Source organism: Candidatus Desulfosporosinus nitrosoreducens, from assembly GCF_030954495.1.
GTDB lineage: Bacteria > Bacillota > Desulfitobacteriia > Desulfitobacteriales > Desulfitobacteriaceae > Desulfosporosinus > Desulfosporosinus nitrosoreducens.
The window spans coordinates 146919-168200 of the sequence record NZ_JAVHUW010000065.1; the positions used below are offsets into that span (position 1 = coordinate 146919).

Genomic DNA, 21282 nt, shown 5'->3' on the forward strand with positions numbered 1-21282 from the left:
TAATAAGAGATGAGGAGTTGGATTGATGAAATTAACGAAAAAAACGGCCATGCTTTTAAGCTTTACCTTGGGTACATTGCTGCTGGCGACTACCGTTCTGGCTGATATCACGACTAAAAGCGGCTATGACCAACTGAAAGACGCTCTTAAAGTTACCGCCGAGAAGAGCAGCGAAACCTTTAATAGTTTCACAATGGATGTGTCGTTTGACTTAAAGGATAATGGCAAAACGTTGATGACCACCAATGAAATTACAAAGTACGACAAAAGCAAAGGCGCCATGGAGCGAATTTCCTCGGATCTGAATTTGAACGGGGATAAGAGCGGCTCCCTAATTTACTCCGATACGACAACTATGATTCGCTTGTCTGATAGTGATCCAACTTACTATGTTACTGAGTATACCAAGGGACGAAAAGGAGAATTTTTTTCCGATCCCTTTAAGGACAAGAGTGCCGATGATGCTGAAAAAATTGTGGACGCTCTTGTGGGAAACCTCAAAGACAATGTAGTGGTCACGGAAAATTCCGATGGCACCAAAGTGCTTTCCGGCTCACTAAGTGAAGTGCAAATCCCGTCCTTGATCAATGCTCTTGCTTCGTTCAAATTGAAACAAGACTTTAATAATAACCAACAAGGGAACTTGCCGCATCTGACAAAAGATGTTTTTGTCAAGAGCATAGAGGGTACGGCTCAGATAAATAAAGACGGCGTGATGGAGAGCATCTTAGGTTCCGCGGTACTCTCCGGAAAGGATGAGAACGGAACGGCTCACGATTTGACGCTGGAGGTTCTGGGCAAGCTGACAGATATTAATTCTACCGGCGTAACGAAACCGGATCTTAGCGGTAAAAAAGTAGAAAAAGATGTTGTGGCTTATGAAAACTCCGGGCCGGAAATTCTGCATCCGGAAAAATTCAGCGGCAAGTTTAAAAATGATATTTTAATTGAACAAGACGATAAATTCGTCAAGGCCGGAGAGAGAATCCTGGAAATTACCCAAATAAACAATGAGTCGGCTGCCGGACACTATTACGAGGTCTATAAACCGGGCTTTGAAGAATACGCCGCCTCAAAACAAGACTTTAGCTTTACCGCCCAAAAGTCTGGTGGAAAGAATTCGCCCGCTTCGGATTACGATTACACGACGGATTCCGGGAAGAAGGGGAACTTTTTCCTGGATGAACACGCGGGAAAAATATTTTTTAACCCAGCGGCTAAGGGCGGTTTGCTATACGATTCAACCTTCAGCCCGGATCTCGATTAGACATTCAGGAAAGTAATGAACAGAGCTGAGAAAGACTGCCGGGTTAACTCGGCAGTTCTCTTAGCTCCTGGGGGAGGCCAGGTATGGAAAAGATCATTGAGATTAAAAATTTGACCAAGTTATATGAGAACGGGCGAGGGGTCAAAGATATCAGCTTGGATATTTTTCAAGGGGATATTTTTGGCTTTCTGGGCCCGAACGGAGCCGGGAAAACAACGGCCATGAAACTTATGACAGGACTCATTCGGCCGGAGTTTGGGGATGTTAAACTTTTTGGCTATAGTGTTACGGCAGAGTATGAGAAAGCGATGGCTAAAGTAGGCTGTCTCATTGAAATTGCCGAGGCTTATGCTTATTTGAGTGCTTTTGAGAACTTAAAGCAGTCGGCCCGGTTTTATCCGGATGTGGATGAGCAACGGATCGATGAGGTTCTGGAGCTGACAGGCATGCTTAAATATAAGCGCGAAAAACCTAAAAAGTTTTCGCTGGGAATGAAGCAGCGTCTGGGCCTGGCGGCAGCTATTTTATCCCGTCCCAAGCTGGTTATTTTGGATGAACCTTTGAATGGCCTCGATGTCGAAGGCATGATTGACATGCGCAAGCTGATCCATTATTTAGCGGAGCAGGAGCAGACCACGTTTTTTATCTCCAGTCATTTAATCCATGACGTAGAGCTAACCTGCAACCGGATTGGGGTCATCTACAACGGGCAAATCCTTAATGTCGAAAGCACCCAAACGATTCTGAGAAACTATGCGACACTGGAGAATTACTTTGTAAGCGAGGTGGAGCGAAATGGCCGTGTTTCAGGCAGCTCTTGTTAATGAAATCGAGAAGCTCTATAAAAAGAAAAAGGCCCTGGTAGCTGCTATTCTTTCGCTTGTGGTCATTGTTTTCGGGCAATTGGTGATTGTTGGGGTGAGAAGCGGCTTTGGCCTGAGAGGAACGGGCAGTATGGAATTTCCCATGCTCGTACTTTCCGTGGTTGTGAACTCGATTTTGCCGCTGTTTACGGCCTTGGTCACGATTGACAGCTTCTCCGGGGAGTTCTCCCAGAATAGTATGCGCCTTACCTTAACCCGGCCGGTAAGCCGGTTTAAGGTTTTTACCGCCAAAATTACGGCCATTGTTGTCTTTATTTTAGCGACGTTATTGCTGCTGCTCATTTTTTCCTTGTTAGCCGGCTTTATTTTTAACGCCAACTCGGCGACGCTGGGTTCCTTGGCCAGGACGGTATTTTCTTACATCGTCAGCTTATTGCCGATGATTGTTTTGGCTTTAGGGATAGCTCTGCTGACCAATCTCTTTAAAAGCGGAATATCCGTCTTTTTCGTTTCCATTTTGCTGTTTATCGGTTTGAAAGTCCTGGGGGTATTCTTTTCCCAGTATGCCAGTCTTTTTATGACGACTCAGCTTGATTGGTATAATCTTTTTTTGATAAACTCTTTTCCGCTGGGGAAAATCCTGCGTCAGTTCTTGATTATGCTGGGCTCAGGTATTATGTTATTTACAGCAGGATTCTACTTATTTGACAAAAAAGAATTATAGGGTGACCTTTATGAACCTTAAAAAACGTCTGATCTTAGCCAACGCTGCAACAGTTGTCATTCCCATCCTGATCACTGTTTTTATTGCTGCGGCTTTTCTTTTTATTTCCGGCAGGCTCTTAGGAAATGATGTTTCCTTGGAAAACTACCAAAGGCTGTCCCAGATTAAGCTTGAACTGCTCAAGACTGAGACGGGCATTTTGCGGCAAACTCCTGAAATTGTGGCGGAAGAGACTTTTCAGAGGCATCTTCAGGAGCAGCTGGCAGCGATCAATGGCGAGCTGATTATTGTCCAGGATGAAAAAGTTATTTTTCAGTCACTTAACCTGAGCAAAATTGATCTGGCCAAATGCCTGGCCGCCGGGAATCTCTCAAGAGCTGCGGAACCTGTTGTTGTCGGGGATGTTTCTTATAGTGTTCAAACAATTCCCCTTAATTTTAAGGATGGGACTCAAGGGAGTGTTCTGATGCTCGCCCCCCTCGATCAAGCGGCAGTGACGCTGACCAGATTTCTGATCGTCATTGGCGTAACCTTCGTCCTGGCCTTTATGCTGACAAACTTTCTGGTCTCCTACCAGTTTTCCCGCAGTATTCTGAAACCTCTTCATAATCTGCAAAGTGCGGCGGCGGAAATTAGCCGGGGAAACCTCGATCAAACCATTATTGAAGAAGGGGACCAGGAGATCCGGGCATTATGTCGGGATCTTGAGCTTATGCGCATCAAGCTGAAAGATTCGGTTCATACTCAGCTTAAGTATGAAGATAACCGCAAAATGCTTATTTCCAGTATTTCTCATGATTTAAAAACCCCTGTGACCTCCATCAAAGGCTATGTTGAGGGGATTTTAGACGGAATTGCCAATACTCCCGCTAAAACGGAACGCTATTTAAAAACTATTGCCCTGAAAGCCCATCAAGTGGATCAAATGATTGATGATTTGCTTCTTTATGCTAAACTTGATTTAAACCAGCTTCCTTTTGATTTTGCCAGGACAGATATCGAGGAGTATCTGAAGCTCTGCCTGCTGGAGAGTGAGGCGGAATTAGAACGTCAGGGGATCAAGGTTTCTTTGCACAATGAGCTGACTCAGAAGCAGGCTGTTTTTTTAGACCGGGAAAGAATGAAACGAGTGATCATGAATATTCTGGATAATTCCTGCAAATACATGAACAAAGAGCAGGGCCAAATTGAGATTCTGCTCAGAGACACCCCAACCAGTGTCATTGTGGAAGTGCGTGACAATGGTTCCGGCATTCCTAAAGGGGATCTGCCGCATATTTTTGACCGCTTCTACCGCTCTGACGCGGCCCGCAGCAAAGGGAGCGGTTTGGGCTTAGCTATAGCCAAGCAAATCATCGCAGGCCATCATGGCAGAATATGGGCCGTAAGTCAGGGAGAGGAGGGGACCAGTATCATGATTTCTCTGAGTAAATCATGATAGGGGGCGGCGTTAGATGAGAAAGAAGATTTTAATTATCGAGGATGACTCAAGTATCGCGGAATTGCAGCGAGATTACCTTGAAGTGGCCGGTTTTGAGGTTATCGTCTGCTCCGGTGGCTTGGAAGGCTTAAAAACGCTTCGGGAAAACGAGATGGATCTCTTGATTTTGGATATCATGCTTCCCGGGATGGATGGTTTGGAAATTCTGAGGAGCATGCAAGAAGACAAGGATATTCCCGTTCTTTTAGTGTCGGCCAAAAAGGAGGAAATTGACAAGATCAAAGGCTTAAGTCTGGGAGCCGATGATTACATCACAAAGCCCTTTAGCCCGGGGGAGTTGGTGGCAAGGGTAAAGGCCCATTTGGAAAATTACGAGCGGCTAAAACACCGCTTTCGTGAAAGGGCCGGAAAGGAAAATGTCCTGACGATTCGCGGCCTGAAAATAGACCGGGAATCCCATCGCGTCTTTGTTCTCGGTCAGGAAGTAAGCCTGGCTCAGAAGGAGTTCGGTTTGCTCCTCTACTTGGCTCAAAATCCCAACAGAGTGTTTGGACGCGAGGAGCTGTTTGAACGTGTCTGGGGCTTAGACGCTTTGGGAGACTCTTCTACCGTCACTGTACATATCGCCAGACTAAGGGAAAAAATTGAAAATGATCCCTCAAACCCGCAATACGTGGAAACCGTGTGGGGGGCCGGTTATCGTTTCAGAGTTTAGAGGCCAAGCACCGGCCTTGATCTGCCGGACAAACTCTTGACTATTTTTGGCAGCGCGCTGAGATCGGCTTAAATCCTGCGTAGCTTAAAAAAAGCCAGGGACAGGACCACAATATTCGTCAGGTCTTAAACCATATTCAAAAAGAAGAACAGCAGCATGGCGAGGACCTTTTTAATTACCTTCACAGCAGAGGCGCTTATCCTGTCCAGCAAGAGCTTTAAGTTTGGCTGAAGTAACTTGACGAGATGAGCAGCTAGTCGAAGTTATATGCAAGTGAATAAGAAATAATTTAATTCAGGGACAGCAATTAATCCTAAATGGGGGATTTAACTGCTGTCTCTGAAATTTTGGCTCAATTGGGGACGTGAACCAGCTTAAAATGACGTTGGAGGTCATGCATAGCTCAAAAAAGCGAGGGGAATGATATCAAGCAGAAATAGTTTTTAAGAATTTTACTTAAGAAGGGTGGTTCATCATGATGCGCAGTCAAGAAAATACTAAGCCATTTGAAGACCAAAAAGTTCCTGAAAAAATGTGCGTCCGGATTCAAAATGAAGAAGAACAGCATGGTGAGGACCTTATCAATTACCTTTATAGTAAAGGAGCTTACCCTATACAATAACTTGCAGCATCTGGACGTTTAAATAGATCTGGGCCTTCTGGATCGAGGAAAATTGTAGAGCAGCCGCTTTGAGTTGGTTTTTGACCCTCGGATAATCAATACCCAACGTTCCTATCTTGCCTCCAAGCTCAGTTGATTATTTTGAATATCACCATTACTCTCTATGCAATAGACTTCCTTTAAGCTATCTGATTGATTTGGTTTTAGCGCCAATCATACGGATAGCTTTAATTTTTTGTAGGCAGGAAGCTATCCTCAAGCCGGTTACCGCTTTTCCGGCTAAAGTGCTTAAACGTCTTGTCAAATTAATATTTAATAGGGATGAAAGTATAATTGGCACAATGACCAGACCGGCTACGAGCACAAGCATTAGAACAAGGGTTGCCAAGGATGGAGTACTGAAAGAGTGTGCGGTCAGTAATTGACATATGTTCAAAATGAGGTATAATCAAAGTTGAAAAAGGCATATGCCAATAAGCGTAAGCAGGATTTTAGCCCTGAAGTGCTAAGAGGGAAGGGAGGAATTAGATGTCTTAAAGGATTGGGTGCTGTCAGAGGTGATCCGGAGATGCTGCTGGGCGGAGATTTCAAACTTTGTAACGGCCTGGCGCTATACTGCCGTTGCGGTGGTTGCCAGGGACATAGATATGGCGGACTCCTTCCGGAAAATAGTAAAGGTGATTGATTTATATGTACTCTGAAAAAGTGATGAAACATTTTCTATCTCCGCAAAACGCCTACCGCATGCTCGATGCCGATGCTGAGGGAAGTTTGGGAGATCCTTCCTGCGGAGACTCATTAACTATGTTTATAAAAGTCCGGGATAACTATATTGAAAAGATAAGTTATCTGGCTTTTGGCTGCTGCGCCTTAATTGCCGTCTCCAGCATGACAACTGTTTTAGCGATGGGAGAACACTTAAACGATGCCTTGAGGATTACTGAAGAGGATGTTATCAGGGCCCTTGATGGCCTCTCCCCCATGAAGCAGCATTGTTCGAACCTCGGAGTAGGCGCCTTGCGTAAGGCAATTAATAACTATTACGAAGCAAAAAGGCAAACGGAAATACTTATCAAGGAGGTATCCCGATGAAAATTGCTCTTCCGGTCAATGACAAGTCTACGGAAGCAAGTGTGTCTGAAACCTTAGGCCGCACCCCCTATTATTTAATTTATGATACCGAATCAGGGGAAGGCGTTTTTCTCGACAATAGTGCGCTGGCCAGCCAAGGCGGCGCGGGGATTAAGGCTGCCCAGACTCTTGTGGACAGCAAAGTAAAGGCCTTACTCACTCCAAGATGCGGTGAAAACGCGGCGGAAGTCCTTAAAACAGCGAATATAAAACTGTTTAAGACGATTAACGATTCTATTAAGGACAACCTTGAGGCCTTTAATGAAGGTAAGTTATCACCATTGGCAGAAATCCATACCGGGTTTCATGGCCATGGAGGAAAATAAGATGAGGATTGCTGTACTAAGTGGTAAAGGGGGCACAGGAAAAACACTGGTGGCGGTCAATCTGGCGGCTTCCGCAAAGGAGGCCAGCTATATTGACTGTGATGTCGAAGAGCCTAATGGGCATCTTTTTTTTAGGCCAAGGGTTTTCGCCTCGGAAAAAGTCTCAGTTGGCATTCCTGCTGTGGATGAAAACCTTTGTACCGGCTGCCGCCTATGCGTTGATTTTTGTAAATTTAATGCCTTAGCTTATATCAACAACAAGCTGCTGGTTTTTGCTGAGGTATGCCATTCTTGCGGAGGATGTATGTTGTTTTGCCCGGAGAAGGCCTTGGCGGAAAAGGAGAATATCCTTGGCGAAGTGCAAAGAGGTATATCCGGAAATGTTGCGGTCATTACAGGAATTTTAAATACCGGGAAAGAATCGGGTGTTCCGATTATCAAGAAACTATTAAATAATATGGCTAAAAAAGAGGACCTGACTTTTGTGGATTGCCCGCCGGGAAGCGCCTGTATCGTCATGGAAAGCATCAAGGATGCCGATTATTGCCTTCTGGTGGCCGAGCCTACCTTATTTGGAGTTCATAATCTTAATATGGTTTATGAACTGGTGAAATTATTTAACAAACCTCATGGCGTCGTACTTAACAAGTGTTTGCAAGAAGAAAATCCTGTCGAAAAGTTTTGTCATGAAAAAGGTTTAAACATCCTGGGCAGGATTCCTTTCGATAGCGAGCTGGGAACCTTGAATTCCAAGGCCTTGATTTCGGTCAGGGAGAATGAGGCCTATCGGGACATGTTCTCTTCCCTGCTTCAGATTGTGACTGAGGAGGTTCGGCATGAAACAGTTGCTAATCCTTAGCGGCAAGGGCGGTACGGGCAAAACAACGATTGCCGGCGCGTTTATCAAGCTGGCGGAGGCTAAAGCCTATGCGGACTGTGATGTGGATGCCCCTAACTTGCACTTGATCATAAATCAGGCATCGGAGGTCAAACGGTCAAACTACTATGGGCTGCCCAAGGCGGTAATTAATCCGGAGCTCTGTCTGAAATGTGACTTGTGCAGGCAATATTGCCGCTTCGAGGCAATTCAAACGGGGGCCGTATACGTGATTAATCCCTTTGCCTGCGAAGGGTGCGGAGTTTGTCAAGCCATTTGCCCGGCGGGAGCCGTAGCTTTCCAACCTGTCCAAGCAGGAGAACTAATGTTGTATGCGGGTGAAGCGGTCTTTGCTACCGCTCAACTAATCATGGGAAGCGGTAATTCCGGAATGTTGGTAACCGAGGTAAAAAAGCTAATGAGGTCTGCGGTTAATGACGTTGCTCTGGCAGTCATTGACGGGTCGCCGGGGATAGGGTGCCCGGTTATCGCTTCGATCAGCGGTGTTGACCTTGTTCTGATCGTGGCCGAACCATCGGTTTCCGGCATCAGTGATATGGAACGCATTATCAAGACGGCGGAAAAGTTTCAAACCAGAGTCGCTGTTTGCGTCAACAAATATGACACTAATCCTGATATCACGAGAAAAATTGAAGCATTTTGCCAGGACTTTGGAATACCCTTCGTTGGCAGGATACCCTTTGACCCCAAGGCTGTCCAGGCAATCAATAGCGGGCAAAGTATAGTTGACCTGGATTGCGTTTCAGGACGGGCGGTTAAAGACGTTTTCGACCAGACGATCAATAGATTGAATCAATCCGGGAATTTCCAAAGCTTTGCCGGACTTTTGCGGATGAGCTCAGACCGGATTCCTACATAACGTCTTAAAGGCCTTAGAAGTAAATGTTGTGATTTCAGGCAGCATGGGTGGCGTGAGAGAAATATTCAGGGAAAAGGGTATTGAGGTAATAACAGGTGCCGAAGGTCACGCTAAAGCCGCGGCGGAAGACTATTTGCGAGGCACCCGGCAGAGCACTGGCCCCGGTACTTAGGAGTATAGGGGTCAGTGCTCTGAATTTCTGAGAAGGGCAATAATCTAAATAAGGCTGGGGACTAAACTGATACCCAGATAGCAGCAAAAAGGCCTGCCGGATAGTTATATCCAACACGCCTTTTGATACCATATTCCCTAATGCTGCCAAAAGGTTGGGACTGGTACTTTAACCTTATTTAGCGGATACTGCCGAAGGAGACGTTGGGGAAGAGGCGGCGTGAATCCGGCTGTTGCGTAAATAAATCAGGAGATCGGCCAATACCATAAAGAAATTGAGTAAGTATAAGTACACTACCGCATCATATTGGTTGAAAACCTTATGCAAGATCCCAGCCACATACCCTACAAGGATAACGATGAGAAACGACAGACTTTTCCCTTTAGTGGAGCGGGACGTGTAGGATTTGTAAATGGAAAGGGGCCAAGCAGCGCCGAAACAAACCAACATTATGATTTCAAAGATACTCATAAAAGCCACCTCGTTAAAACTTGTAATTACTTTCACAATTAATTGCGTTTTTATTATACACCCTTTCTCAGCTCAATTGTTGAGCGCGGGAAATGTTCTATAATTCAAAAAAGAATAATAAAGGACCGGGACTGAAAAAGAAAAACGTTAAGCTTTTCTCCGGCTGAGAAAAGCCTAACGTTTTCTTTACTTCTGAGCTTTAGAAAACTTTGGCTCAGGTAATTCAACGCGGGAGTATCCAGGTAGCTCCTATTTCCTGAAGAGCGATCTTTTCCAAATGACCTGAGGCCGCTTGGCGGAAACGGACAATCGGTTCGTCCATGGGTTCCTGGGATAACTTGAACGTTCCCCAATGCATGGGAATAATCCATTTGGCCGAAATCTCCTCACCCATTTTCCAGGCCTGTTCCGGTGTCGCGTGTTTGGACTCGAAAGACTTAGGAGAGTAAGCGCCAATCCCCATGATAGCTAAATCAATCGTTATGCCGCTCAGTTGTTGCCGGATAAGCTCGGTGTAGCCGGTATCGGCGCCGAAAAAGAGATTGATGCCGTTTTTGGATAACAGGAGGCTGTTGGCCTCCATACCTTTTTTCCAGGGTATCCGGGCTCCCCAATGCCTGCCTTCGATAGCTCTGACCGTAACCCCGGCCCAAGACTTGCTTTCTTGCCAATGAAGTTCTTCAACAGTTTGGAATTTCATACCGTTCCACAGGGGCAGGGTATTTTTGGCGGTAACGGCAATAGTATGGGCTGATTGCAGCTTGCGCAAGGTGGGGTAGTCAAAGTGATCGGTGTGAGCGTGGGAGACGAGAATTAAATCAAGGGGACCGACCTGGCTGAACTTTAAAGCGGATTCAATATAACGGCTGGGTCCGATGGTCAAATTGCCTATGGGTGTAATGCCGATATGGGAGTTCAGAGCGGGATCAATAAGAATTCTGGTCCCGAAAAAGTTGAGCAAAAAGCTGGCGTGGCCTAGCCAGGCTACTGTAACATTATGGTCGGACCATTGGTGAGGAGTAGGTATTAATTTGGGTTTTATTAATTTCCGGCTGACTTGATTCGCTTTTCGTTCATTTAACACGTTATTTATAGATCCCCCTAGTCAATCCTGAAATGTTCCGAGTAGAATCAAGGCCAGTGGTTTGTGGGGATTTACTCCAATCCTTCAAACTGCATGTTATAGTAATGGGCATAAATTCCGTCCTGTGCGAGCAATTGTTTGTGATTCCCTTTTTCCTGAATGCCTTCACTGGTCACGACAACGATCTCGTCGGAATTTTTAATGGTGCTTAATCTGTGAGCAATGACAATGGTGGTTCTGTTTTGGGAGAGTTTCTCCAGGGATTTTTGGATAAAGAGTTCACTTTCGTTGTCCAGAGCGGAAGTAGCTTCGTCTAAAATTAAAATCGGAGGATTTTTTAAAAACACCCGGGCAATTGACAAGCGCTGCTTTTGGCCTCCGGAGAGTCTGACACCGCGTTCTCCCACATAGGTATCGTAACCTTCGTCGAGAGACATAATGAAATCATGAATATTGGCATTTTGCGCAGCTTCAATAATTTCAGCGTCCGTCGCGTCCGCTTTGCCGTAGGCGATATTTTTTTTGATTGATCCCTCAAAGAGATAGACATCCTGCTGCACAATCCCGATGGCATTTCTCAATGACTTCAGGGTAATATTGCGGATATCCTTGCCGTCGATGGTTATGCTTCCCGCCGTAATATCGTAAAATCTCGGCAAAAGGGAACAGAAGGTTGTTTTCCCTCCGCCGGAGGGCCCGACTAAAGCGATCGTTTTTCCGGCCTCTATTGTTAGGTTTACATCATTTAAAACGTTGTAGTCGTCATTATAGCGAAAGGATACATTCTTGTATTCAATTTCTCCTAAAACCTTTGACAGCGGCTTGGCGTGGGCTTTGTCCACGATTTGGGGTTCGGTGTCCAATACTTCAACGAAGCGTTTAAAACCGGCGTACCCTTTCTGGAATTGCTCGGTAAAGTTGATCAGCACGTCGATGGGATTAATAAAGATGTTGATGTAGAGGACATAGATCGCTAAATCAGTAATTTTTAGTGAGCCTAAAGCGATAAAGAACCCTCCGGAAACAACGACCACGATGTAGAGCAGTCCTTCAAAGAAAGAGTTCCAAGCGTAGAAACTTCCCATAGCTTTGTAAGCCGCGATTTTTGACAATAGAAATGCCCGGTTGCTTTTGCTGAATTTTTCACGTTCCATATCTTCGTTGGCGAAGGATTTAACGACTCTGATTCCTGAGAGGCTGTCTTGCACGCTGGAATTTACGTCGGCAATTTTGACACGGTTGTCTGTAAATATAGGGGCCATTTTAATATTTTTGTGAATCGTGTAGAATACCATGACAAGAGTGACAAACAACAAAATTAAGGTCATGGGGGCATTGATCATCATCAAAATAACAAAGGAACCCAAAATTTTCAGAGCGGAGATAAAGAGGTTTTCCGGTCCGTGATGGGCAAGCTCGGCGATATCGAACAAATCTGCGACTAATTTGGACATCATTTCTCCGGTATTGTTCTGATCGTAATAAGAAAAAGACAGCCGTTGATAATGATCGAACAGATCGTTGCGCATTTCTGTTTCCATTCTGGCGCCCATAATATGTCCCCAGGAAATAATAAAATACTGGCAGAAATATTTTATGAGGTACATGGCTACTAAAGCCAGACCAATGAAACCTAGAGCGTGCAGTATAGATGATTTGTCTTTAGTAAATAAAGTTTTGGCAAGATCATTGAGAATCAGTGGAAAAGCCAGATCAATCATAGAAACGATCACAGCGCAGAGCAGGTCTGTGTAAAAGAGAAATTGCTGAGGTTGATAATATTTAATAAATTTTTTAAGAATATTCATGCAGGGGCCAAGTCTCCTCTCTAAAAGCCTTATCTGTAGGGTATCGACGGATGAGGAGCATTTTAGAAAATGATTTGTCATAGAGAGACTCAGCCGCTGGATTCGGCTGAGTCTTGAAAATTCCGGCAGATTCCTGAAAAATCCACGGGAAACTTGATAGTCTCACGAAAAACGGTAGGTCCAAAAAGACTCGCGCATAAGCATATGGCTGAACTGACTGCGAAACTGGTTTTTTGCGGTCGGCTTGCTGCCGGTTTGCCCTTGGGCATTAGCGGCGATAATCAATTGGGATTGCGACTTGTGTGCGCGGATTGCCGCCAGTTTCACCTCCGCCACAGGCGAAATATCGTTGATGATGTCCGGAGCCCCGATCACTTTTTGACAGTCGCGCGCAAAAGCGTGGGCGTAGACGGTGGGGCGTTCCTGTGGGGAAAGACGTGAAAGGGCACGAATTGTCAAGTCTCCCAGAGCATTGTGATCAGGATGGACTGAAAAACCGGGATAGTGGGTGAGGACCAGAGAAGGCCGGATCTCACGGACGATCTGCTCAATTCGCTCAATCAAAGGTTCCGGGTCTTCAAATTCAATGGTCTTATCCCGTAAACCCAGTTTAATTAGATGCTGAATACCGATAGCCTTACAGGCTTCCTCCAACTCGGCTTCCCGAACCTTAGGCAATGATTCCCGGGTAGCAAAAAAGGGTTTGCCCATGTTTCGTCCCATCTGACCTAAAGTGCCGCAAATATATGTGACCGGAACCCCTGCTTGGCTAAAAAGTGCTATGGTTCCCCCGCAGCCAAAGGTTTCATCGTCCGGATGTGGTAAAACTACCAGAACATGTTGTTCCAAAGAATATTCCTCCCACATAAAATACAAATTTTCAGGGTGCTTCCTAAGATGGCCCTTGAAGGCAATTGAGGCTTGTTATAAATCAAAGGGAAATAAGCTGAGTTCCAGAGCGACAGCCAGTCGTCCTTCATGGTCATGGCCGGCAAGCAAAAGCCGGCCCTCTTGATCCACTTCAAAGTCGGTCAGTCCCTCGGCGTAAACCCAGCCGTCTCCCATCTTAAGTCCGACGCGATACGGGCCTTCTCCGGTAATAATTCCTCGTCCAAAAGAGATGCGGCCGTTGCGTATATAAGCACCGACAGTCATGGGGCTCTCTTGCCTATGAGCGGCATAGGCTCCATTGGTCGTCTCAAGGTGGAGGTAAACTTCGCGGTTGAGAAAATTAGCCAGTTCTGTTTGTACGTTTAACTTGTCTATTGGATTCATGAATGATCCCACCTTACTTAAACCAATGATTAGTTGAAATCAAGGTTTTTTTTTCATTATATACTATTTTTATGGAAAATGAAGAGCTTGCCTCTGCGGCATTCTGACAGTAGCAAAAAGACCGCCTAAGAGTACGTAAGGTTTTATGCTGCTGCCTCTTAGCCGGCCTTATTCTATTGGGGAGAAATCTTGACTTTGCCTGAGCGAAAAACCGGTGGTTCAGATAATAAACAATGCTCAGGCTGCGGGCTCCGGAAAATGGTCACAGCGCAGCCAGATCGCTAAGAACCTGGGCAACGTGGCCCGCTACTTTTACTTTGGGGTAGATCTTACGGATTATCCCTTGTTCGTCAATGAGAAATGTAGTACGTTCAACCCCCATGAATTTCTTTCCATACATTGATTTTTCTTTCCAAACGCCGTACATTTTGATAATTTCTAAGTCTTGGTCGCTGATTAAAAGAAAGGGGAGTCCGAATTTTTCAATGAATTTGTGATGGCTGGACATTGGGTCTTTGCTGACACCGATGATAATAGCGTTGGCGTCAGTAAAGTTAAGGTAATGCCGGCCAAAGTCACAGGCCTCTGCGGTACACCCGGAGGTCATATCTTTGGGATAGAAATATAAGATAACCTTTTGACCTTTAGCTTGAAATTCGGATAAACGAATCGTTTGGCCATTACTTGCCTCAGCGGTAAAGTCAGGCGCTTTGTCTCCGTTATTCAGCATAGAACCCCTCCCGGCAGAATTTAGCTAAGGGAACTGCAAATTACTGCAAAAATAATAAGCTGGTTGCTTGAAAGATATCGCTGGGATCGGCTTAGGTCGAACCGGTAATAATTAATAAGACATTATTTCCGGTTTGCTGGGGCAACATGGCAACTATGTGATTATCTTTTTGAGCAACGAGGCTGGCAGGTTTTTTGTCCTTTGTGTAACTCCAGTTTATCGTCCACCCATCGTTCTTTAAAATATCCGCATAGCCGTTTAAAACTTTCTCGGGGGTTGTATTTTTTATGAGGTATCTCGCGGTACTTTGCTTTTGGGGAGTTTGAGTAAGACTTTGATATTCCATACTACCATAAGCGGGCAGGTATGAAAACTCTTTTGTATAAGTGGCAGTGGTTTGACCGGTATCGGAGGGGGTTTTGGCGTTACAGGCGGTTAGAGTTAAGAGCAGAACGGCGATTAAACAATAGATGGTTATTTTTTTCATGGCTAGTCACCTCGAAACTATTTTTTAACTATAGATATTTTAATATACATGCTGGGGTAATTGCAAAATCTTATCCTGATTTTGCTGTGCCGATATCATCCGCTCTACTCAATCGGCTTTAAATGTCACGTGCTTCCTAGGTGGGAGAACGTTTTATGTCCTAAGGCTTTATAAAGAAGACTTGATTCAGGTGGAGTTTTACCTCCATCTGAATCTTAGTCGCCTTATCCAGGGACTTAGCCGCTCTTAACTCACCGCTTGCCGAAGCGGGAGTCTTAGAGCGGATTAGTCAGCGGATAAAGCAGAACTTAAAGGAAAATATTATTGAAAAATTGAAATACTCTAAGCCTGCGGCAGGGATTCCTCAAAACACGGAGAAGTCTGAACAAACAATGCCTGACCTGATAATAAATAAATACTCGGCAAACAAGGAGAAACTATGGGGAGAATAGCGATAATATCCGATATACATGGAAATATGCCTGCGCTGGAGGCAGTGTTGGCCGACATTAGAGGCAGAGAGATCCAAAGGATATTCTGCCTTGGCGATTTGGCGGGAAAAGGACCGAGCTCGGCAGAAGCGGTGGATATGATTCAAAAACACTGTGAAGTTGTGATTAAAGGCAATTGGGATTATTATCTCGCAGACCAGGAAGGAAGAGATACGCTGATCTGGCATCAAAATAAACTGGGAGCGGAACGGCTAAACTATATGAAAGCGCTGCCGATCTATAAGGAATTTTATATCAGCGGCAAACTCCTAAGGTTATGTCATGCTTCTCCCAATGATCTGTTTCATAGAGTCTATCTCTCAACCAAACAAAGTGAACGCCTCAAGTTATTTGAACCAACCCCAACCCTCAATCTTGAAGCAGATGTGGTGGGATATGGGGATATACACGGTGCCCATATTGATCATTTGCAGGGCAAAACTATCTTTAATGTTGGCAGTGTCGGCAACCCGCTGGATATGCCTCAAGCCTCCTACGGAATTATCGAGGGGAAAATAAATGCCAGAGACAAAGGGTCGTTTTCAATAACTCTTGTCAGATTGCCCTATGACATCGCTTTGGCGGTTAAGCAGGCAGAATTGACGGATATGCCGGAGAAGCAAGAATATATTAATGAGTTGAGGACAGCGGTTTATAGAGGCCGCAAGTAAATTTGTTGCGCGGGAATTTTTAAGTCTGAAAGATCTTCGTAGCCAGAGAAACAGGAAAGTCAGACAGAAAGAAGGACAATGATGTTAAAGATTGGTTGTCATCTCTCCATTTCTAAGGGATTTAAAGCTATTGGCACTGACGCCTTGAAAATACATGCCAATACGTTTCAGTTTTTTACCCGCAATCCCCGAGGGAGTAAAGCAAAAGAGATTAATCCTCAGGATACTGAGGCTTTGCTCAAGATTATGGCGGAAAATCAATTTGCCCCCATTTTAGCTCATGCCCCTTATACCCTTAACGCCTGCTCCCCCGACGAAAAAACCAGGGAGTTTGCCGCCCAGGTCATGCTGGATGATCTTGCCCGCATGGAGTATCTGCCGCACAACCTTTATAATTTCCACCCCGGCAGTCATGGAGGTCAAGGCGCAGATATCGGCATCCGGCAAATTATTGCTCAGCTTAATAATCTCTTAAAACCCGAGCAGACCACCACCGTATTGCTGGAAACCATGGCAGGCAAAGGTACCGAGGTTGGCGGTACTTTCGAAGAACTCAGATGGATTATCGACGGCGTAACCCTTGCGGAAAAAGTAGGCGTTTGTTTAGATACCTGCCATGTCTATGATGCCGGTTATGATATTGTTGACGATCTCGACGGAGTGCTGGCTAAGTTTGAACAAGTTATTGGTCTGGACAGACTTTTGGCGATTCATCTCAATGACAGCATGAACCCCAAGGGCAGCCGTAAAGACCGCCATGCCAAGATCGGTGAAGGTTCAATCGGTTTGCCGGCCATCTCCCGCCTTATCAATCACCCTAAGCTTCGTCATCTGCCCTTCTTTCTGGAAACCCCGAATGACCTTTCCGGTTATGCAACAGAAATTGCTTTGCTGAGGAATGTTTACGAGGAATAGAGCTGCTCATATTTTTACAAGCATAGCTTGTTCGTATATAATGGTAAGTATTAGTAGTGGGGTTGAAGCTTGTGTAGATTTTAAGAGAATCTTGACGAGGAGGAACGGGTGTGCTTGACAGTGATATTCTCATAGCCGGAGCTGATCCAGGATTTGGCGCGATTAAACTTGAGACCCGGGATACGAAGATCTTATTTCCCGCCGTGATTTGTAAAGGCAACGAGCGGATTTTCTCAACCTTGGGTAATCTTTTAATCAGTAAGGGTTCAGACATAGAAACTCAGATCTCTTCGCTTGATGTAATCGTGAAAAATAATTCTACAGGCGCGGAGCGGCATTATTTTATGGGCAGCTTAGCCGAAGGTTTAAATCCCAATGAGGCACACTATTGCTGGGATGAAGACAAGTCTTCGGACGAAGAGGCTACCGCTTTGCTGGTGGTTGCTTTGGCTTTAGCCCAAAAAACCCCTAAGGTCAACGTTTATTTGGGCACCGGTGTGCCCGTGAAATACTATTCCAGCTTAAAAGAAAAGTATGAAGCCGAACTGAAGGGATCGTTTTCCGTCACGTTTTTATCGGGTCCTTTCGAGGGCGTGACGCGTCATCTGAATATTTTGCGCTCACGCGTGCTTCCGCAGAGTTATGGTGTGTTTATCAAGGAAACCCTTAATGAGTATGGACTGCCGGCGAATGATAAGCTTTTCGGCGGTTACGTTGTTGTCGTCGATGTCGGATTTCGGACGACGGATATTGCCACCTTTTATGATGGGGTTATGCTTGACCCGCCGAACTCCTTCAGCCTGGAAAAGGGGTTGAAATGGGCCTATATCGGAGTGGCGGAAAAGCTCAAGGAAATGACAAGCAATCATGGAAATCCCATTGAAACGGATGACCAGGAACTTGATAAGATTTTTCGGGTCAATGACGGAAAATATCCCTGGAATCATGGATCGCTAAACCTCAATCCGATTATGCAAACGATGCTTTCCCAGCTGGGAACGGATATTACCCGGGAAGTCAAGAAGACCTTAAAGCCAATGCTCAGCAAATTGCACACAGTTCTTGTAGCGGGAAACGTCGGAGAAAAGGTATTTGACTATATTCAATTGGAAAACAAACAGTTAATTGAAAACCCGCAGTTCGGCAATGCTTCGGGGTTTAGAATTATGGCTTCGACCTTGGTCAATTCAATAACCAAGAAGGTAAATACGCCGGTATGATTCCCTCCCTGCCTTCCGCTGTTCTCCTGGAATTTAATGAAGCTGATTTCGAGCTTTGGCGGGCTTTACAGCAGATTGAACCGGAGCTGAGGGGCGCTTTCATTAAAGAAGCCCTGCGGTTGGTGCTGCAAAGCTATAACATAGGAGAAAGGTATCTGTCTCGCTTAGGGTCGCAAGGCTTAGACGAAGAAACTTCAGAGAGCCGGAAGAATCCGGAGCCGGCGGGTTCTGAAGAGATCGGGCAGGAATTGCCGGATTTTTCAATAGAAGCTCTATTTACCGAAGATCAAGCGCCGGATTTAGCTGAAGGTGACTCCAAGTTACCCAAAGGATATCAGTATATAATGAAAAATATTATTGGAATGGAAGACGATGAAGACGTTTTAAAAGTTCTGCAAAACCTTCCTGATCAGGGAGTTAAATAGATTTGGAAATGTTCATACTTGCCCACTGTTTGAAACAAGGGACGGGCAGATTGTTTGTATGTTTTGCAGCAATCTGCCCGTCCCTTTGTTTATGCCGTCGAAAAAGTGTAATTTTGTTAACATTTCAGCGGCACAGGGGCAGCCAGGAGGTTGAAAGCGCCGGAGTCCGGCAATTGCCAAGTTTTCTTTAACTTTCACATAAACTATAATAAATCTTGTTTATTCAATTTTTTATAAATCGTTTGATAATTATTTTTTAAAAAAAGAGGTTTTTTCAACATAATTCGTGAATATATATAAAATTATCTAAAGCTTTAGACTGCTTAGGCTCGACGAAAGAGGTGCACCCGTGCGTCCATTCAGACATAAACTGTTAATCCTGCTTTTGGGTTCGCTGGCAATTTTGGCGGCGAGCATTGTTATGCTTCTCAACTGGTATATAAAAGACCGCGATTTGGCTGCCGTTAGTATGAAAGCGCAAAAAGACTTGGCGGCATGTCAGGAAATTATTGATGCAAAATACCCTGGCCCCTGGTCAGTGCGCAATGAAGAGCTGTATAAAGGGGAGGTTAAGATCAGCCTCAATAATGATCTTGTAGACCATTTAGCCCAGCTTACCGGAGATACTGTTACCCTATTTCTCGGCGATACCAGAGCCGCCACCACAGTACGCGGTTCAAATGGAGAACGGGCAATTGGCACCAAAGCTGCGGCAAATGTTGCTCAAATAGTATTGAAAAATGGTCAGACTTATAGCGGAGAGGCTGATGTGGTGGGTCAGCGCTACCAGACGGCATACACTCCGTTGCGCACGGGAAACGGCACCATCATTGGCATGTTTTATGTTGGAATTTCCCCTGTTTACGAGCAGGAATTTGTCAATAAACCCCTGGCGACTATGGCAGGACTGGTGGCAGCCTTAACAATTTTAGTCGGGCTTATTGCTTTGGTTCTCTTATATAAGTGGGTCGGATATCCTCTCAAGGAGATTTTTGCGGGAAGTCGGGACGTTGCGGCAGAACACGGCAATCAAAAAGTCAGTATTTTCGATTCTGGGGAAGCAGAAAAAATTGAAGACGCTTTTATGCAAATGGTTGAACAAATTCAGGCCTTGACCTGGGAAATTAGCCGCTCAACTAACAACAATATAGACAATGCTTTATTGAAAAGCAATGCCAATGCTGTTTTCGAACAAATCAAGGCTAATGAGCAAATGAGTGAGCAAACCTATGCTTATACTGCTCCCGCCGCTTTCGAGCCGCTGCCGGAGATGGAAAATCCCTGGTGGAATAGAGCTGAAAGTCTGCCTAAGGGTTTAAATAAAGCAACTCTTGATCAGATTGTTCAATATTTACAGGCAACCCACCGGCCAATTTCTACGGAAGAGGTTGCTGAAGGAGTCAAGTTAACCCGGGTTACAGTACGCCGCTACCTCGAATTTCTAGAACAGTGTGGGGTGCTGAAATCCGAACAAAAATGCGGTACGGTAGGCCGGCCGGTCAAAATATTTATCCCTCTTTGAGAGAAATTTCTCAAGGCAGTTTAGAAATATGGCTGGCAATTTTTTGTTTAGTCTAACTATGAGAGACCGCTTAATTGGTTTCAGATATTAAAAATTCAAGTCCCGCGGACTTGCTGTTTAATAGTTAATCATAGCTGTCTCATCCTTAACTTTTCAGGATGAGACAGTTTTTTCTGGAGAAATACCTTTTCGGCCTGTTCCGAGGTGCAAACGCTTTATCAAGGTTGATACTTGGCATCAGCAAGTTTTCAAAAAAGTACGGGAATAGTTTTATTCCCCCTTGACTAAGAGGTCGCGGCTATTTATGCTGTCAAAATGGACGGCTTAATAATTTTGCAGCTTAACTGCAGCCGGCGGTGTTACTCTTTCCGGCAAATTGTGAAGATGGTATTTTTAGACAAGACTAAATCTTTCCTATCTTTAACAGTTAATAATAGTTTAATAATTCAAAAACTATTTTAATAATTAAGTGTATTTTCTAAGAGTAGTTTATTTATTCATAAAATGCTTTATTTATGTTAATAACCGCGACAAGTTGCGTCCCGGGCGTTAAACTAATTTATAGACTTGAGCTACTATTCAATAAATTGTCAATTTATTGTATTGGTAAGTCAAGAGAGTGGGGGAAAACGGTATGAGCCAATAAAACTGTTAAAAGGAGGTTTGTCTGGTCAACTTAAATTTTTAAGTCATAAAGGAGGATTTCCATGTGTAACAGCTCTTCACCGAATGAGTTCGTGCAAAAATTAGATAACTTTATCGACAGTTTACCTAACAAAAAGGAAAATCTAATTGCAATCCTGCATCAAGCTCAGGAAATATACGGATACCTGCCGGACAATGTTCAGTGGCATATCGCGCAGAAACTAGATATACCTTCCGCTAAGGTCTACGGAGTTGTAAGCTTTTATTCATATTTTACGATGAAGCCCAGAGGGGAACATGTTGTCAATGTCTGTATGGGTACCGCCTGTTTTGTCCGTGGTGCCGATAAATTAAAAACTGAACTGGAAAATCAGCTTAAAATAAAGGCCGGTGAAACGACCCCGGATAATCTTTTCACCTTAGAAACCCTGCGCTGTGTCGGGGCTTGCGGACTTGCCCCGGTTATGATCGTTGATGGCGAAGTTCATGGACGCATGCACGAACCTCAGGAAATTAACGAGGTTCTGGCTAAGTATCGCCCGGAAAGTTAAACCGGAAA

25 protein-coding genes and 1 pseudogene are annotated in these 21282 nt (G+C 44.8%); 19 read left to right on the forward strand and 7 right to left on the reverse strand.

What is annotated here, in order from left to right:
- The first annotated feature begins 25 nt into the window (after positions 1 to 25).
- The 13 genes and pseudogenes from REC12_RS17070 (at position 26) to REC12_RS17130 (ending at position 8979) form a co-directional block, all read left to right on the forward strand.
- Positions 26 to 1267, forward strand: coding sequence for a hypothetical protein (locus REC12_RS17070; RefSeq protein ID WP_308896550.1), 1242 nt, complete (start codon positions 26 to 28; stop codon positions 1265 to 1267).
- An 83-nt stretch (positions 1268 to 1350) separates the two neighbouring features.
- The gene (locus tag REC12_RS17075; RefSeq protein WP_308896552.1) at positions 1351 to 2091 is read left to right on the forward strand and encodes an ABC transporter ATP-binding protein; all 741 of its coding nucleotides are present in this window, start codon (positions 1351 to 1353) and stop codon (positions 2089 to 2091) included.
- Positions 2063 to 2815, forward strand: a complete 753-nt coding sequence (locus REC12_RS17080; protein ID WP_308896553.1) for a DUF2705 family protein — start codon at positions 2063 to 2065, stop codon at positions 2813 to 2815. The genes REC12_RS17075 and REC12_RS17080 overlap by 29 nt, the downstream gene beginning before the upstream one ends.
- A gap of 10 nt (positions 2816 to 2825) precedes the next feature.
- On the forward strand, positions 2826 to 4253 hold the full coding sequence (locus REC12_RS17085; RefSeq protein WP_308896554.1) for a sensor histidine kinase: 1428 nt from the start codon (positions 2826 to 2828) through the stop codon (positions 4251 to 4253).
- A 16-nt stretch (positions 4254 to 4269) separates the two neighbouring features.
- Positions 4270 to 4971, forward strand: coding sequence for a response regulator transcription factor (locus REC12_RS17090; RefSeq protein ID WP_308896556.1), 702 nt, complete (start codon positions 4270 to 4272; stop codon positions 4969 to 4971).
- Positions 4972 to 5072: 101 nt separating this feature from the next.
- Positions 5073 to 5192, forward strand: a pseudogene (locus tag REC12_RS17095) (spore coat protein); the annotation flags it as partial.
- A gap of 254 nt (positions 5193 to 5446) precedes the next feature.
- The gene (locus REC12_RS17100; RefSeq protein ID WP_308896558.1) at positions 5447 to 5593 is read left to right on the forward strand and encodes a hypothetical protein; all 147 of its coding nucleotides are present in this window, start codon (positions 5447 to 5449) and stop codon (positions 5591 to 5593) included.
- Positions 5594 to 6047: 454 nt separating this feature from the next.
- Positions 6048 to 6278 carry a hypothetical protein gene (locus REC12_RS17105; protein WP_308896560.1) on the forward strand — a complete coding sequence of 77 codons (231 nt, stop codon included), beginning with the start codon at positions 6048 to 6050 and terminating at the stop codon, positions 6276 to 6278.
- A gap of 5 nt (positions 6279 to 6283) precedes the next feature.
- A complete protein-coding gene (locus tag REC12_RS17110) occupies positions 6284 to 6685 on the forward strand; it encodes an iron-sulfur cluster assembly scaffold protein (protein ID WP_308896562.1) in 402 nt (133 codons plus the stop codon).
- Entirely contained in the window at positions 6682 to 7050 is a 369-nt protein-coding gene (locus REC12_RS17115) for a NifB/NifX family molybdenum-iron cluster-binding protein (RefSeq protein ID WP_308896564.1), read from the forward strand. Before REC12_RS17110 ends, REC12_RS17115 begins: the two co-directional genes overlap by 4 nt.
- A 1-nt stretch (position 7051) precedes the next feature.
- Complete coding sequence (locus REC12_RS17120; RefSeq protein WP_308896566.1) at positions 7052 to 7909, forward strand: nucleotide-binding protein; 858 nt, start codon at positions 7052 to 7054, stop codon at positions 7907 to 7909.
- Positions 7887 to 8807 carry a nucleotide-binding protein gene (locus REC12_RS17125; protein ID WP_308896567.1) on the forward strand — a complete coding sequence of 307 codons (921 nt, stop codon included), beginning with the start codon at positions 7887 to 7889 and terminating at the stop codon, positions 8805 to 8807. Before REC12_RS17120 ends, REC12_RS17125 begins: the two co-directional genes overlap by 23 nt.
- 28 nt (positions 8808 to 8835) lie before the next feature.
- Entirely contained in the window at positions 8836 to 8979 is a 144-nt protein-coding gene (locus tag REC12_RS17130) for a NifB/NifX family molybdenum-iron cluster-binding protein (RefSeq protein ID WP_308896569.1), read from the forward strand.
- 174 nt (positions 8980 to 9153) lie between these two features.
- Here REC12_RS17130 and REC12_RS17135 read toward each other — a convergent pair whose 3' ends face one another.
- From REC12_RS17135 to REC12_RS17165, 7 genes are all read right to left on the reverse strand, one after another.
- Complete coding sequence (locus tag REC12_RS17135; protein WP_308896570.1) at positions 9154 to 9450, reverse strand: hypothetical protein; 297 nt, start codon at positions 9448 to 9450, stop codon at positions 9154 to 9156.
- 223 nt (positions 9451 to 9673) lie between these two features.
- Positions 9674 to 10534, reverse strand: coding sequence for an MBL fold metallo-hydrolase (locus REC12_RS17140; RefSeq protein ID WP_308896572.1), 861 nt, complete (start codon positions 10532 to 10534; stop codon positions 9674 to 9676).
- 71 nt (positions 10535 to 10605) lie between these two features.
- Positions 10606 to 12342: an ABC transporter ATP-binding protein gene (locus REC12_RS17145; protein WP_308896573.1), complete on the reverse strand. Its 1737-nt coding sequence runs from the start codon at positions 12340 to 12342 to the stop codon at positions 10606 to 10608.
- Between the two features lie 162 nt (positions 12343 to 12504).
- Entirely contained in the window at positions 12505 to 13191 is a 687-nt protein-coding gene (gene bshB2, locus REC12_RS17150) for a bacillithiol biosynthesis deacetylase BshB2 (RefSeq protein WP_308896574.1), read from the reverse strand.
- A gap of 75 nt (positions 13192 to 13266) precedes the next feature.
- The gene (locus REC12_RS17155; protein WP_308896575.1) at positions 13267 to 13617 is read right to left on the reverse strand and encodes a YojF family protein; all 351 of its coding nucleotides are present in this window, start codon (positions 13615 to 13617) and stop codon (positions 13267 to 13269) included.
- A 262-nt stretch (positions 13618 to 13879) separates the two neighbouring features.
- Positions 13880 to 14347 (reverse strand): peroxiredoxin, encoded by a 468-nt coding sequence (locus REC12_RS17160; protein WP_308896576.1) that lies wholly within the window; start codon positions 14345 to 14347, stop codon positions 13880 to 13882.
- Positions 14348 to 14438: 91 nt separating this feature from the next.
- A complete protein-coding gene (locus REC12_RS17165) occupies positions 14439 to 14834 on the reverse strand; it encodes a hypothetical protein (protein ID WP_308896577.1) in 396 nt (131 codons plus the stop codon).
- 439 nt (positions 14835 to 15273) lie between these two features.
- Here REC12_RS17165 and REC12_RS17170 point away from each other — a divergent pair, with 439 nt between their 5' ends.
- The 6 genes from REC12_RS17170 to REC12_RS17195 all read left to right on the forward strand — a co-directional run bounded on the left by REC12_RS17170 (position 15274) and on the right by REC12_RS17195 (position 21274).
- A complete protein-coding gene (locus REC12_RS17170) occupies positions 15274 to 15996 on the forward strand; it encodes a metallophosphoesterase family protein (RefSeq protein WP_308896578.1) in 723 nt (240 codons plus the stop codon).
- An 81-nt stretch (positions 15997 to 16077) separates the two neighbouring features.
- Positions 16078 to 16911 carry a deoxyribonuclease IV gene (locus tag REC12_RS17175; protein WP_308896756.1) on the forward strand — a complete coding sequence of 278 codons (834 nt, stop codon included), beginning with the start codon at positions 16078 to 16080 and terminating at the stop codon, positions 16909 to 16911.
- A gap of 110 nt (positions 16912 to 17021) precedes the next feature.
- A complete protein-coding gene (locus tag REC12_RS17180; protein ID WP_308896581.1) occupies positions 17022 to 18131 on the forward strand; it encodes a ParM/StbA family protein in 1110 nt (369 codons plus the stop codon).
- Positions 18128 to 18556, forward strand: coding sequence for a hypothetical protein (locus REC12_RS17185; protein ID WP_308896582.1), 429 nt, complete (start codon positions 18128 to 18130; stop codon positions 18554 to 18556). Before REC12_RS17180 ends, REC12_RS17185 begins: the two co-directional genes overlap by 4 nt.
- A 349-nt stretch (positions 18557 to 18905) precedes the next feature.
- A complete protein-coding gene (locus REC12_RS17190; protein WP_308896584.1) occupies positions 18906 to 20078 on the forward strand; it encodes a cache domain-containing protein in 1173 nt (390 codons plus the stop codon).
- Positions 20079 to 20785: 707 nt separating this feature from the next.
- Positions 20786 to 21274 carry an NADH-quinone oxidoreductase subunit NuoE family protein gene (locus tag REC12_RS17195; protein WP_308896585.1) on the forward strand — a complete coding sequence of 163 codons (489 nt, stop codon included), beginning with the start codon at positions 20786 to 20788 and terminating at the stop codon, positions 21272 to 21274.
- Positions 21275 to 21282 lie beyond the last annotated feature (8 nt).

Excerpts from the sequence above, each read along its gene's own strand:
- REC12_RS17070 (WP_308896550.1), top strand. The coding sequence starts at position 26 with ATGAAATTAACGAAAAAAACGGCCATGCTTTTAAGCTTTACCTTGGGT.
- REC12_RS17075 (WP_308896552.1), top strand. The coding sequence starts at position 1,351 with ATGGAAAAGATCATTGAGATTAAAAATTTGACCAAGTTATATGAGAAC.
- REC12_RS17080 (WP_308896553.1), top strand. The coding sequence starts at position 2,063 with ATGGCCGTGTTTCAGGCAGCTCTTGTTAATGAAATCGAGAAGCTCTAT.
- REC12_RS17085 (WP_308896554.1), top strand. The coding sequence starts at position 2,826 with ATGAACCTTAAAAAACGTCTGATCTTAGCCAACGCTGCAACAGTTGTC.
- REC12_RS17090 (WP_308896556.1), top strand. The coding sequence starts at position 4,270 with ATGAGAAAGAAGATTTTAATTATCGAGGATGACTCAAGTATCGCGGAA.
- REC12_RS17100 (WP_308896558.1), top strand. The coding sequence starts at position 5,447 with ATGATGCGCAGTCAAGAAAATACTAAGCCATTTGAAGACCAAAAAGTT.
- REC12_RS17110 (WP_308896562.1), top strand. The coding sequence starts at position 6,284 with ATGTACTCTGAAAAAGTGATGAAACATTTTCTATCTCCGCAAAACGCC.
- REC12_RS17115 (WP_308896564.1), top strand. The coding sequence starts at position 6,682 with ATGAAAATTGCTCTTCCGGTCAATGACAAGTCTACGGAAGCAAGTGTG.
- REC12_RS17120 (WP_308896566.1), top strand. The coding sequence starts at position 7,052 with ATGAGGATTGCTGTACTAAGTGGTAAAGGGGGCACAGGAAAAACACTG.
- REC12_RS17125 (WP_308896567.1), top strand. The coding sequence starts at position 7,887 with ATGAAACAGTTGCTAATCCTTAGCGGCAAGGGCGGTACGGGCAAAACA.
- REC12_RS17135 (WP_308896570.1), bottom strand. The coding sequence starts at position 9,450 with ATGAGTATCTTTGAAATCATAATGTTGGTTTGTTTCGGCGCTGCTTGG.
- REC12_RS17145 (WP_308896573.1), bottom strand. The coding sequence starts at position 12,342 with ATGAATATTCTTAAAAAATTTATTAAATATTATCAACCTCAGCAATTT.
- REC12_RS17155 (WP_308896575.1), bottom strand. The coding sequence starts at position 13,617 with ATGAATCCAATAGACAAGTTAAACGTACAAACAGAACTGGCTAATTTT.
- REC12_RS17160 (WP_308896576.1), bottom strand. The coding sequence starts at position 14,347 with ATGCTGAATAACGGAGACAAAGCGCCTGACTTTACCGCTGAGGCAAGT.
- REC12_RS17165 (WP_308896577.1), bottom strand. The coding sequence starts at position 14,834 with ATGAAAAAAATAACCATCTATTGTTTAATCGCCGTTCTGCTCTTAACT.
- REC12_RS17170 (WP_308896578.1), top strand. The coding sequence starts at position 15,274 with ATGGGGAGAATAGCGATAATATCCGATATACATGGAAATATGCCTGCG.
- REC12_RS17175 (WP_308896756.1), top strand. The coding sequence starts at position 16,078 with ATGTTAAAGATTGGTTGTCATCTCTCCATTTCTAAGGGATTTAAAGCT.
- REC12_RS17185 (WP_308896582.1), top strand. The coding sequence starts at position 18,128 with ATGATTCCCTCCCTGCCTTCCGCTGTTCTCCTGGAATTTAATGAAGCT.
- REC12_RS17195 (WP_308896585.1), top strand. The coding sequence starts at position 20,786 with ATGTGTAACAGCTCTTCACCGAATGAGTTCGTGCAAAAATTAGATAAC.